Origin of the sequence: Pseudarthrobacter sp. PvP090, assembly GCF_040547365.1 — a bacterium.
Lineage (GTDB): Bacteria > Actinomycetota > Actinomycetes > Actinomycetales > Micrococcaceae > Arthrobacter.
Window position 1 is genome coordinate 113,945 of record NZ_JBEPPO010000007.1, and the last position, 12,083, is coordinate 126,027.

Sequence of the window (12,083 nt, forward strand, 5' to 3'; positions counted from 1 at the left end):
GTGGGCTGGGTCTCGCGCGGGCCGCACCGGGGTATTCTGTAGGGGTGTTTGGACGTAAAAAAGAAGCGCCATCGGCGCAGGACATAGTTGACCAGCAGGCGGCCGGGGCAGCAGCCCGGGACACCGCCCTCGGCAAGGGCGCGCCCACGCCCAAGCGCAGCGCGCAGGTGGCGGCCCGCAAGCGGCCCCTCGTGCCGGAGGACCGCAAGGCCTCCAAGGCCGCAGAGCGTGCAGCCGTCCAGGAGCAGCGGCTGAAGATGCGCCAGGCCATGGACACCGGCGACGAGCGGTTCCTGCCGCTGCGGGACAAGGGCCCGCAGAAGCGTTTCGCCCGTGACTATGTGGATGCCCGCTTCAGCCTCGGCGAATACCTGATGTTCGGCGCGTTGATCTTCGTGATCGTCTCACTCCTCGTCCCGTCCTCCAGCGAACAGATGATCTACGTCCTGGGCGGGTTCTGGGTGATGTTCCTGGCCGTCTTCGTGGACGTGTTCATCCTGTCCCGGAAGCTCAAGAAGCGCCTGGAGCAGAAGTTCGGCGACGTGGAGCGCGGCACCGTCTGGTACGGCTCCATGCGCTCCCTCCAGTACCGCCGACTGCGTCTTCCCAAGCCCCTCGTCAAGCGCGGCGAACACCCCGCCTGATTCGCGCAATCAACACGAAGCCCCCGGCAGTCTGACTGCCGGGGGCTTTGTCGTCCCCCGGCATTCGGGGCGACGGCTTGTGGTGTTCAGTACAGTGCGGGGCAGTCCGGTGCGGGGCGGTTCAGCGCCGGGACGGGTGCTTCGCGAGCAGCCGGTTAATGCGGGCGGCCCAGAACGGTCCTTCATAGAGGAATGCCGTGTATCCCTGCACGAGGGTGGCGCCGGCGTCGAGCCGTTGCTGGACGTCCTGCGCGGTTTCGACGCCGCCCACGGACACCAGGGTCAGCCTGCCGCCGGTGGCCGCCTTCAGCCGGGCCAGCACCTCCAGCGACCGCTGCTTCAACGGTGCACCGGAGAGCCCGCCGGCGCCGCAGGCAGCGACCTTGTCGGCGCTGGCGGACAGCCCGGTGCGGGCGACGGTGGTGTTGGTGGCGATGATTCCGTCCAGGTTCAGGTCCAGGGCCAGGAGCGCGACGTCGTCGATGTCCTCATCGCTGAGGTCCGGGGCGATCTTGACCAGCAGCGGGACGTGGCGTCCGGACGCCTGGTCCGCCGCCTCCCCCACGGCCGCCAGCAGCGGGCGCAGTGTCTCAACATCCTGGAGGAGCCGCAGTCCCGGGGTGTTCGGGGAGCTGACGTTGACCACGAGGTAGTCGGCGGCGGGCGCCAGGCTGCGGGCGCTGATGAGGTAGTCGGCCACGGCGTTCTCAAGTTCAACGACCTTGCTCTTGCCGATGTTGACGCCGATCACCGGGCGGACGCCGGGGTGGCGGCGCTGCAGCGCGGCGCGGGCGGACTTCAGGCGGGGCGCCACGGCGGCGGCGCCGTCATTGTTGAAGCCCATCCGGTTGATCACAGCCCGGTCCTCGACCAGGCGGAAGAGCCTCGGCGCGGGGTTCCCGGGCTGGGCCTGGCCGGTGATGGTGCCGACCTCCACATGGCCGAATCCCAGCTCCGTGAGGGCCTCGATGCCGTGGCCCTCCTTGTCGAATCCGGCCGCCAGGCCGAACGGGGAGGGGAAGGTCAGGCCGAACGCATGGGTCTGGAGGGAGGCGGCCGGGGCGGTGAACTTTTGCAGCACCCGTCCGGCGCCGCAGGAGTGGACGAGCCGGATGGCCTTGAAGCCGATCCTGTGGGCGCGTTCGGCGTCCATCCATGAGAAGGCCAGCCGGAAGAAAGTCGGATATACGCGCATGGCTCTAGTTTTGCGGTTCCGGCGGCGCAGACCAAACCCGGAGGCCACCGGGCGCTAGCATGAAGCCATGGAATGGGTCCCCGATATCCTCGGCGACGACTTCGAAGCCTGCACCGTCCCGGCTGCCGGCCCCGACGGCGTCGAACGAACCGCCACGTTGGTCCGGCACGTTCCCGGCGCTGGGAGTGCCGCCGACGCGCGTGTGGCCGCAGAGCGACGCCCCCGCGCCGTGCTGTTCCTGCACGGCTGGAGTGACTACTTCTTCAACGAGGAACTCGCAGAGTTCTGGGCCGGCCAGGGCTTCGCGTTTTTCGCCCTGGACATGCACAACCACGGGCGGAGCCTCCAGGCCGGCGCGCACGGCGGCTATGTGGCCGACCTGGACGACTACGACGCCGAGATCACCGCGGCGATTGGCATCATCGCCTCCTTGCATACCGGGGCCGAAGGCCCGCCGACGGTGGCGCTGATGGGGCATTCCACCGGCGGACTGATTGCCGCGCTGTGGGCCAGCCGACATCCGGGGATGGTCTCGCAGCTGATCCTCGACAGCCCGTGGCTGGAGATGCACGGCAGCCCGGCCGTGCGCCGCGCGGCGCGGACCATGGTGGAACCGCTCGCGCGGTTCCGGCCCGAAGCCGTCATCCGGCTGCCCGAACGCGGCTTTTACTGGCGCAGCGTCAGCAGCGCCGCGGAGGGCGAATGGACACTGGATGACAACTACCGCCCGCCCCGGGCGTTCCCTGTCAGGGCCGGCTGGCTGAGCGCGGTCCTCAGCGGGCAGTCGCGGGTGGCGCGGGGACTGAACATCAGCGTCCCGATCCTGGTCCTGATCTCCGGGGCCAGCGCCAACGGGATGTTCTGGAAGGAATCGATGCGGCGCACCGATGCGGTCCTGGACGTCAACACCATTGCCCTGCGGGCCCTCAGCCTGGGCCGTACCGTCACGCTGGAACGGATCGACGGCGCCCTGCATGATGTGTTCCTGTCCGCCCCGCGCGTCCGCGCCGACGCCTATGTCCGGCTGGCCCGCTGGCTCCGCGCCTACGTGCTGGACGACGGCGGCGCCGCGTGACTCTCGCCGGGGTGCGGCCGCTGTGGCGCGAAGATGTGCTGGGCAGCCGCTTCGCGAGCCTGGAACTGCCGCTGGCGCCGGACGACGAGGGGCCCGTTGTCGCGACCCTGGTGCGGCATGCCGGCCCGGACGGAGCTGCGGCCGGGGTGGCGGCAGCGGGCCCGGCCGCCGTGGGACGGGCCGTTCCTGCCGCGCAGGCACCGGCGAAGGTGGTCCTCTACCTGCACGGCTGGGCGGACTATTTCCTGCAGGCCGAACTCGCCGATCACCTCGTTGCCAGCGGTTTCCACTTCTACGCCCTGGACCTGCGGAAGTTCGGGCGCAGCCTCCGGGACTGGCAGACCCCCGGCTACACCACCGACCTGGCCATCTACGACGAGGACATCGCAGCGGCGCTGGCCGCGATCGGCGCCGACATCGCCGGGCGTACCGGCAGTTCCGCGGCGCCGACGGTGCACCTGCTCGCGCATTCCCTTGGCGGCCTCGTGGCGGCGCTGTGGGCGGACCGGAACCCGGCGAAGCTTGGCACGCTGGTCCTCAATGCCCCCTGGCTGGAACTCCAGGGCAGCAGCCTGATCCGGAACATCGCGGTGCATCTGGTGGAGCCGCTGGCGCGCGCCGACCCGCGCCGGGCACTCCTGATGCCCAGCATGCCCGGTTACTGGGACAGCGTGGGCGAGACCGCCCACGGCGAATGGGTCCTGGATCCCGCGTGGCGTCCGCGGGAATCGTTCCCCGTCCGGCCCGGCTGGATGAAGGCAGTCCTGGCCGGCCACGCGGCCGTGGCGCAGCGGCTCGACATCCGCTCACCGGTCCTGGTGATGCTGTCCGGACGCACCGGGATCCAGGCCGAATGGTCCGAGGAACTCATGGGACTCGACGCCGTGATCGATGTCGAGGAAACGGCGCGCAGTGCGCTCAAGCTGGGCCGCCGCACGGCGGTCTTCCGGTACCCTGGGGCGATCCACGACGTCTTCCTGTCCCGCCGGGCGGTGCGGCAGGAAGCCTACGACGACCTCGTCCTCTGGCTCAGCCTGTACCCGGGCTGAGGGAACGGACTACCGGGCCGTCACCCTCAGGGCCAGGCCGGTGCCCTCGGGGTCAGGCCGGGCCGGCGGGGGCCGCGTCCACGGCACCGCCGTAGCGGCGGTCCCGCTGTGCGTAGATCTCGACGGCGTCCCACAGGGTGCGCCGGTCCACGTCGGGCCACAGCGTGTCCATAAAGACGAACTCCGCATACGCCGACTGCCACAGCATGAAGTTGGAGAGCCGCTGCTCGCCGGAGCTGCGCAGGAACAGGTCCACGTCCGGCAGGTCGGGCTCGTCCAGGTATTTCTGGATCGTCTTCTCGGTGATGGCGCCCGGCTTGAGCCGCCCTGCGGCCACTTCCTCCGCGATGGCGGACACCGCATCCGCGATTTCGGCACGCCCCCCGTAGTTAACACACATGTTCAAGGTGCACGTGCTGTTGCCGCGGGTGAAGTCCTCGGCGTCCTCCAGTTCCCGGATGACCGAGCCCCAGAGCCGGGGACGCCGGCCGGACCAGCGGATCCGCACGCCCCACTCGTCGAGCTGGTTGCGCTGGCGACGTAGCACGTCCTTGTTAAATCCCATCAGGAAGCGCACTTCCTCGGGCGAGCGGCGCCAGTTTTCGGTGGAGAAGGCGTAGACGCTCACATGCTCGATGCCGAGCTCGATCGCCCCGGCCATCACGTCCAGGAGGGCCGGCTCCCCCGCCTTGTGGCCTTCGATCCGGGGCAGGCCGCGCTGGTTGGCCCAGCGTCCGTTGCCGTCCATCACGATCGCCACGTGGCGGGGAATGAACTCCGCCGGGATCGCCGGGGGCACGGCTCCGGAGGGGTGCGGGTACGGGCGCACCACGGGGGTGCTCCGCTGCCGGACCGGATTCTTCTTTTTACCCAACGCCACAGTTACGTTCGCTCCACATGTTTGAGGGATTTAAGGACACGTTCCAGATGCCACTGCAGGTAGCTGGCCACGAGGCCCGCGGCCTCGCGGCGGTGCAGGGGGACGGACGCGTCCGCCGCCGTCCAGTCCCCGGTGAGCAGCGCGCCGAGCAGGAGGACGGTTTCCGCGGCCGGCGCGGGAGATCCCGGCGGCCGACAGTCGGCGCACACCATGCCGCCGAGCGGAGCCGAGAACGCAGTGTGCGGCCCCCGGGCCCCGCAGCGGGCACAGTCGGTGAAGCTCGGAGCCCAGCCGCCGGTCGCGAGGGCGCGCAGCAGGTATGAATCGAGGATGAGTTCCGGGCTGTGGTCGCCGCGGCTCAACGAGGCCAGGGCCCCGACGAGGAGGTTGTACTGGGCCGTGCCCGCTTCGCCGTCGACGTCGGTGAGCTTCTCCGCCGTCTCCGTCATGGCCGCAGCCACGGTGTACCGGCCGTAGTCCGCGGCGATGTTGCCCCCGTAGGCCCCTTTGGCGACGGCCTGCGTGACGATGTCCAGGGTGCGGCCCGAAATCAGCTGGAGGTCCGCGACCATAAAGGGTTCCAGCCGGGCGCCGAAGCGGCTGCTCGTGCGCCGGACACCCTTGGCCACCGCGCGGACCTGGCCGTGGTGCTTGGTGAGGATGGTGATGATGCGGTCCGCTTCGCCCAGCTTGTGGGTGCGCAGGATGACGCCGTCATCACGGTAAGCGCGGGAGGCAAAGGAAGAGGGTTGGGCCACGGTTAATCTTCGCACTGTCTTTGGAGGAAACGCTGCCTATCGGGATACGCCGCTTTTAGGAAGGCCGCATTTCAGGAGAACTGCGCCGCCGGAGGACCCGGCGGCGCAGTGCCGGCCTGCTCAGGCGCGGGCGTCCCGGATGGCGCGGTTCACGGCGGAGATGACGGCCTTGAGCGAGGACGTCGACGTGTTGGCGTCGATCCCGACGCCCCACAGCACCCGCTCCCCCACGGCGCATTCGACGTAGGCCGCGGCGAGGGCGCTGCCGCCTTCGGACAGGGCATGTTCGCTGTAGTCCAGCACCCGGACGTCGACGCCGTCTTCGCGCAGGATGCTCAACAGCGCCGCGATCGGACCGTTGCCGGTGCCGGTGCGGTGGACCGGGGTGCCGTCGATCTTCAGCGCTGCGTGCAGCGTCATGGAACCGTCTTCGTCCGTCTCGGTGCTGAACGGGCCGAGGGCGTAGCGTCCCCACTGCGCGTCGGCCGCGCCGGAGGGCAGGTACTCATCCTGGAAGACCTGCCAGAGCTGGGCGCCGCTGACTTCCCCGCCCACGGTGTCGGTCTGCTTCTGGATGACACCGGAGAATTCGATCTGGGCGCGCCGCGGCAGGTCCAGGTTGTGCTCGTTCTTCAGCAGGTAGGCGACGCCGCCCTTGCCCGACTGGGAGTTGACCCGGATGACGGCCTCGTAGCTGCGGCCGAGGTCCTTCGGGTCGACCGGCAGGTACGGGACCTGCCAGGGGTAGTCCGCAACTTCCTTGCCTGCCGCGGCCGCATCCTTCTCGAGCGCTTCCAGGCCTTTTTTGATGGCGTCCTGGTGCGAGCCGGAGAATGCGGTGAAGACGAGGTCCCCGCCGTAAGGTGTGCGCTCGGCCACGGGCAATTGATTGCAGTACTCCACGGTGCGGCGGACTTCGTCGATGTCGGAGAAGTCGATCATCGGGTCGATGCCCTGGACGAACATGTTCAGGCCCAGTGTCACCAGGTCCACGTTGCCGGTCCGCTCGCCGTTGCCGAACAGGCACCCTTCGATCCGGTCCGCGCCGGCCAGGTAGCCCAGCTCGGCGGCCGCGACGCCCGTTCCGCGGTCATTGTGCGGGTGCAGGGACAGGATGATGCCCTCCCGCGGGTGCAGGTTGCGGCTCATCCACTCAATGGAGTCGGCGTAGACGTTGGGGGTGGCCATTTCCACCGTCGCCGGCAGGTTGATGATGACCTGGCTGTCGGCGGAGGCCTCAAACACGTCGGCGATGGCGTTGCAGACCCGCACGGCATACTCCAGCTCGGTCCCGGTGAAGGATTCCGGCGAGTACTCATAGGTGATGTGCGTGTCCTGCAGGGTCTCTTCGTACTTCTTGCACAGTCGTGCGCCCTGCAGGGCGATGTCCAGGATGCCGTCCTCGTCCTGGTTGAAGACGACCCTGCGCTGCAGGACCGAAGTCGAGTTGTACAGGTGCACGATGGCCTGCTTGGCGCCGACGAGGGACTCGTAGGTCCGCTCGATCAGGTGCTCGCGGGCCTGGGTCAGGACCTGGATCGTGACGTCGTCCGGGATGTGGTTGCCCTCGATCAGCTGGCGAACGAAGTCGAAGTCCGTCTGCGAGGCGGAGGGGAACCCGACTTCGATTTCCTTGTAGCCCATCTGGACCAGCAGCTGGAACATCTTCAGTTTGCGGGCGGGGCTCATCGGGTCGATCAGGGCCTGGTTGCCGTCGCGCAGGTCCACGGCGCACCAGCGCGGGGCTTTGGTGATGACCTTGTCCGGCCAGGTGCGGTCCGGCAGTTCAACCGTGATCAGGTCCTGGAACGGGACGTAGCGGTGGACGGGCATTCCGGAGGGCTTCTGTGCGTTTCGCATTACAATCGGGGCCTTTTCTGTGATTCCTGATGAAAGGGTGGCCGGGCAACACAAACTCCGCAGCGAGGGTGGGCCTTGCGCTAGATCGCGTCTGAGGCCTCGCCGCGGCAGCTAAGAAGAAGCAGTTCTGCGCGCACCTTTTCACAGTAACACGGGTGCGTAAGATGAAGGAGCCACACCTCCGCAACGTCCACCATGCAGACCCGGCGACCCGCAACAGGGCGGTCCCGGGCTGCCTCTCAAAGGAGCATCCGTGCCACTTTCGGGGATCGACCTGTCCAATATCGACGCCGGTATCCGGCCGCAGGATGACCTGTACCAGCATGTCAACGGCACCTGGCTCAAGAGCACCGAAATCCCGGACGACCGGCCCCTGGAGGGCACGTTCACGGCGCTGCGGGACGGCTCGGAGCTTGCGGTGAAGGAGATCATCGAGGACGCGGCCGCCCGCGGCGCGGAGTCCACCGGGATCGAGCAGAAGATCGGGGACTTGTACAACAGCTTCATGGACGAGGCTGCGGTGGAGGCCAAGGGGCTGGAACCGATCCGGCCGCGGCTGGCCGAGGTGTTCGCCACGCGGACCGCCGCGGAACTCGTGGCCCTCTCCGGGCGCTTGTTCCGCGCGGACGTGGGCGGCCTCTTCTACATCTATCCCGCCCCCGACGCCGGCAACCCGGACCGGATCCTGCTCTACACCGGCCAGGGCGGGCTGGGTCTGCCGGACGAATCGTATTACCGCGACGAGAAGTTCGCCGCGGTGGTCCATGCCTACACGGACCATGTAGCGACCGTTTTCACCCTGGCCGGCGTCGCTGACCCGGCGGGAGCGGCCGCCCGCGTCGTGGCGCTCGAGACGGCGCTTGCCTCGCACCACTGGGACAAAGTCACCCTTCGGGATCCGCAGAAGACCTACAACCTGAAATCCGCCGACGAGGCCACGGAGCTCTTCCCGCTCCTCACGATCTGGTTCGACGCGGCCGCCATCACGCCGCAGAAGCGCACCGAACTGGTGGTGAGCACCCCGGATTTCTTCGGCGGGGCGGCGTCCCTGCTGGACTCCGAGCCGCTCTCCGTGTGGCAGGAATGGCTGGCCCTCCGCGTCGTCAGCGCCGCCGCACCGTACCTCTCCTCCGCGCTGGTGGACGCAAACTTCTCCTTTTACGGCACCACGCTCAGCGGCACGCCGCGCAACAAGGACCGGTGGAAGCGCGGGGTCGCCGTCGTCGAGGCCGCACTGGGCGAAGCCGTGGGCCAGATCTACGTGGCCCGGCACTTCCCGGAGACGCACAAGGCCCGGATGGAGTCGCTGGTCGCGAACCTGATCGAGGCGTACCGCGAATCCATCACCGGCCTGGCCTGGATGGGCGAGGACACGAAACACGAGGCGCTGAAGAAGCTCGATTCGTTCCGGGCCAAGATCGGCTACCCGGACAAGTGGATCGACTACTCCGCGGTGGAGATCGACCCGTCGGACCTGCTCGGCAATGTGGAGCGCGCGCACAGCGCCGACGTCGACCGGCACCTTGATGAGGTGGGCAAGCCCGTGGACCGGGAAAAGTGGCTGATGACGCCGCAGACGGTGAATGCGTACTACCACCCGCTGCTCAACGAGATCGTCTTCCCCGCAGCGATCCTGCAGCCGCCGTTCTTCACCGCCGACGCCGACGACGCGGTCAACTATGGCGGCATCGGCGCCGTCATTGGCCACGAAATCGGCCACGGCTTCGACGACCAGGGCTCCCAGTACGACGGCAGCGGACTGCTCCGCAACTGGTGGACAGAGGACGACCGCACCGCCTTCGAGTCGCTGGCCGCCAGGCTGGTGGCGCAGTTCGATGCGCTCACCCCCGCCGCGGCGCCCGGCCACTACGTCAACGGCAAACTGACCCTGGGCGAGAACATCGGCGACCTCGGCGGCCTGACGATTGCATACAAGGCCTACCTGATCAGTCTCGGCGGCCAGGAGCCGCCGGTACTGGACGGCCTGACCGGCGTGCAGCGCTTCTTCGCATCCTGGGCTGCCAGCTGGCGGCAGGTCATCCGGAACGAGGAAGCGATCCGCCGGATCGCCACGGACCCGCACTCCCCCAACGAGTTCCGCACCAACCAGATCGCCAAGAACCTCGACGCCTTCCACGAGGCATTTGGCACGGCGGAGCAGGACGGTATGTGGATGCCCGCGGACGAGCGCGTCAGCATCTGGTAAGCAGCCGTCGGTTTCCGGATTAGCCCATGACCGCCACCCCGCGCCGTCAGAATTCGACGAAGCAGTTGATGACGACGGCCCCCTTTGGCCCGCGGGCTGGGAGCACGCGGCGAGGAACATGGCGGGCACGGCCACGCGCGTGACCCCGGGATCGAGTCAGCCAGGACTGGCTGCTAAGGACGGGACTCCTTTCCGGGTCCGCGAGCGAGTCCCACCCGGGCATTGCCGGCAAGGTGCGCGAGCACCCCGACTATGAGGAACGCGGCGAGCACCTGGACGCTCGTGGCGATCACTGCCGGCCAGCCGCCTTCGAGCCTCGGGTCGAGGAAGTCGTAGGGATACCAGCCGTCAAGGGCACCTCGCACCCACGAAAAGATCAGGAACGCGACCGGGTAGCAGAGCCAGAGCAGGGGCCGTGGCCACGGTCCGCGGACGGTGCGAGTGACGAGGATCCAGTCAAGCCCCGCTACCAGCGGTGCGATGCGGTGCGTGATCATCCACGGCCAGTACAAGTCCAGCGTCCACCACGGCTCATCAGGCGGGGCCACGAGCACCACGTAGATGATGCCCGTCATCACCAGGTAGAACGCGAGGGCCCCGAAGAGGTGATCCCACCACTGGGGCAGCCGCGCACGCGGCCGCGCGGCCGACACAAGGAACACGAGCCCGAGGACGAGGTTCGACTGGAACGTGAACTGGGAGATGAGCTGGGGGATGTCGACGGAGTTGCCCGGCTGCGTCGCGTCGTAGAGCTCCTGGGCGAGGGCGGCGAGCATGGCAAGTCCGGCCCCGCTGCGCACCAGGCGGATCCAGAGACTGTCCGGATGCAGCGCCCGGTTGGCGCCCAGGTTGCGTTGGACCGGGGGACTCAGCGTCAGCACACTACTCATGGCATCAGTGTGGGGCTGCCTGCTGCGGAGCCCCAGAGCCTAAAGTACCGGGCAGACGCAGTTCAGCTACCGGGTGATCAGGGCCGGGTTGGCCTGCTGGCAGACGACGTCCCCGGCGGTCTGGTTGACGATGTCCGAGGGAAGTTGCACTGCGGCGTCCGCGTCTGCGGCGCCGCCCACCAGGTCGCGGCCCAGGTAGACCTGGACGCCGGCGACACCGGCCGGGAGCACCTGCGTCGCCGGAATCCCGAGCAGGGCGGCAACGTCGGCGGCCACAACCTCATAACCGGCACCGTAGTAGACCGCGGTCGCTGCGACCGGCTGGGCGGCCAGCTGCCCGAGTTGGGTGAAACCGCCGGCAGTGAGGGCCTGGATGATTTCCTGGGTCCGCGCCGGAACCCCGGACCCGTTCGCCACGGTGACGGGCTGCTGCGCCTTGTCGTAGGCGGCCGCTGTCTCGCCGGGTGTAGGAGTGGACGTGGCACTGGGGTCCGGGGACGCGGACGGGCTCGGCGTCGCCGTCGGGTCGGTGAGGTCGATGTCCTTGCGCATTGCCGCGAAGAGCTGGGATGCAGCGGGCTCCGCTACCTGCAGGCGGTTCGGGTCGCTCACCGCAGGGACCGTCGGGACCGCCACGAAGGCGACCTTTCCGACGTCGATGTTCTTCAGCCGGTTCCCGACCGTGAGCAGGGTCGGGATGGAGGCGAGCCCCTCGTCGATCGTAAGGTTCCTGGTGACGACGTCGGCGATTTCCAGCATCCTGCCGGGGTTGGACAACGTGCCCTCATCCTTCATTTTGCGCGTCAGGGAGGACAGGAAGCCCTGCTGCGCCTTGATCCTGCCGAGGTCGCCGCCGTCGGCGAACGCGTGCCGGGTACGCAGGAATGCCAGTGCCTGCTCGCCCTGGACCGTGGAGGTTCCCTTCGGGAGCCGCAGCCTCGAATCCGGGTCATACACGGCGTCGCTGATGCAGACCTCCACGCCGCCTACGGTGTTCGAGAGCTCCTTGACGGCGTTGAAGTCGGCCATCATGAAGTGGTCGACTTCCAGGCCCGTCAGTTTGTTGACGGTGTCCACGGCGCAACCGATGCCTGCCTCCGACATGGCCGCGTTGATCATGATGTTCTTCTGCGCGGGGAACTCCTTCTTGGATTTCTGGTCGGTGCACTTGGGAGTGTCCACCAGCAGGTCGCGGGGAAAGCTGACCACACTGACCCGCTTGTTATCGGCCGAGATGTCCATCAGCATCATCACGTCGGAGTGTCCGTAGCCGGTGGCATCCTCGGACGTGCCGTACTGCGCGTTCTTGCCGTCACGGGTGTCCGAGCCCAGGATCAGGATCTGCATCCGGTCCCGTGATTCGTCCACGGCGCCCTCGGTCTTGTCGCTGCCGGCTCCCAGCGATGCCTTGCTGATGTTGCCTTGCAGGCGCAGGACCCAGTAGGCGCCGAAGGCGAGGACGCCAACCAGCAGGATAGAGACTACGGCGGTGCCGATCTTCAACCAGCCGGGCATGCGGCGGACTG

The 12,083-nt window shown here is 68.1% G+C and carries 10 protein-coding genes; 4 read left to right on the top strand and 6 right to left on the bottom strand.

The window, feature by feature from the left end; translation table 11 throughout:
• Positions 1 to 44 precede the first annotated feature (44 nt).
• Positions 45 to 644, top strand: coding sequence for a DUF3043 domain-containing protein (locus ABIC21_RS10130; RefSeq protein WP_354350268.1), 600 nt, complete (start codon positions 45 to 47; stop codon positions 642 to 644).
• 121 nt (positions 645 to 765) lie between these two features.
• Here the strand turns inward: ABIC21_RS10130 and ABIC21_RS10135 are convergent, their stop codons facing one another.
• The gene (locus ABIC21_RS10135) at positions 766 to 1,839 is read right to left on the bottom strand and encodes a quinone-dependent dihydroorotate dehydrogenase (RefSeq protein ID WP_354350269.1); all 1,074 of its coding nucleotides are present in this window, start codon (positions 1,837 to 1,839) and stop codon (positions 766 to 768) included.
• 67 nt (positions 1,840 to 1,906) lie between these two features.
• Here ABIC21_RS10135 and ABIC21_RS10140 point away from each other — a divergent pair, with 67 nt between their 5' ends.
• Both ABIC21_RS10140 and ABIC21_RS10145 read left to right on the top strand, forming a co-directional pair.
• Positions 1,907 to 2,914, top strand: a complete 1,008-nt coding sequence (locus ABIC21_RS10140; RefSeq protein ID WP_354350270.1) for an alpha/beta fold hydrolase — start codon at positions 1,907 to 1,909, stop codon at positions 2,912 to 2,914.
• Positions 2,911 to 3,963: an alpha/beta hydrolase gene (locus ABIC21_RS10145; RefSeq protein ID WP_354350271.1), complete on the top strand. Its 1,053-nt coding sequence runs from the start codon at positions 2,911 to 2,913 to the stop codon at positions 3,961 to 3,963. The genes ABIC21_RS10140 and ABIC21_RS10145 overlap by 4 nt, the downstream gene beginning before the upstream one ends.
• A 52-nt stretch (positions 3,964 to 4,015) precedes the next feature.
• Here the strand turns inward: ABIC21_RS10145 and ABIC21_RS10150 are convergent, their stop codons facing one another.
• From ABIC21_RS10150 to leuA, 3 genes are all read right to left on the bottom strand, one after another.
• On the bottom strand, positions 4,016 to 4,843 hold the full coding sequence (locus ABIC21_RS10150) for an isoprenyl transferase (RefSeq protein WP_354350272.1): 828 nt from the start codon (positions 4,841 to 4,843) through the stop codon (positions 4,016 to 4,018).
• A 2-nt stretch (positions 4,844 to 4,845) separates the two neighbouring features.
• Positions 4,846 to 5,601 (bottom strand): DNA repair protein RecO, encoded by a 756-nt coding sequence (gene recO / locus ABIC21_RS10155; RefSeq protein WP_354350273.1) that lies wholly within the window; start codon positions 5,599 to 5,601, stop codon positions 4,846 to 4,848.
• Positions 5,602 to 5,721: 120 nt separating this feature from the next.
• The gene (gene leuA, locus ABIC21_RS10160) at positions 5,722 to 7,461 is read right to left on the bottom strand and encodes a 2-isopropylmalate synthase (RefSeq protein WP_354350274.1); all 1,740 of its coding nucleotides are present in this window, start codon (positions 7,459 to 7,461) and stop codon (positions 5,722 to 5,724) included.
• 253 nt (positions 7,462 to 7,714) lie between these two features.
• Between leuA and ABIC21_RS10165 the strand changes: the two genes are divergently transcribed.
• On the top strand, positions 7,715 to 9,667 hold the full coding sequence (locus ABIC21_RS10165; RefSeq protein WP_354350275.1) for a M13 family metallopeptidase: 1,953 nt from the start codon (positions 7,715 to 7,717) through the stop codon (positions 9,665 to 9,667).
• Positions 9,668 to 9,840: 173 nt separating this feature from the next.
• Here the strand turns inward: ABIC21_RS10165 and ABIC21_RS10170 are convergent, their stop codons facing one another.
• Together ABIC21_RS10170 and ABIC21_RS10175 are read right to left on the bottom strand one after the other, a co-directional pair.
• Positions 9,841 to 10,557, bottom strand: coding sequence for a Pr6Pr family membrane protein (locus ABIC21_RS10170; protein ID WP_354350276.1), 717 nt, complete (start codon positions 10,555 to 10,557; stop codon positions 9,841 to 9,843).
• Positions 10,558 to 10,623: 66 nt separating this feature from the next.
• Positions 10,624 to 12,072, bottom strand: a complete 1,449-nt coding sequence (locus ABIC21_RS10175) for an LCP family protein (RefSeq protein WP_354350277.1) — start codon at positions 12,070 to 12,072, stop codon at positions 10,624 to 10,626.
• Positions 12,073 to 12,083: the final 11 nt, after the last annotated feature.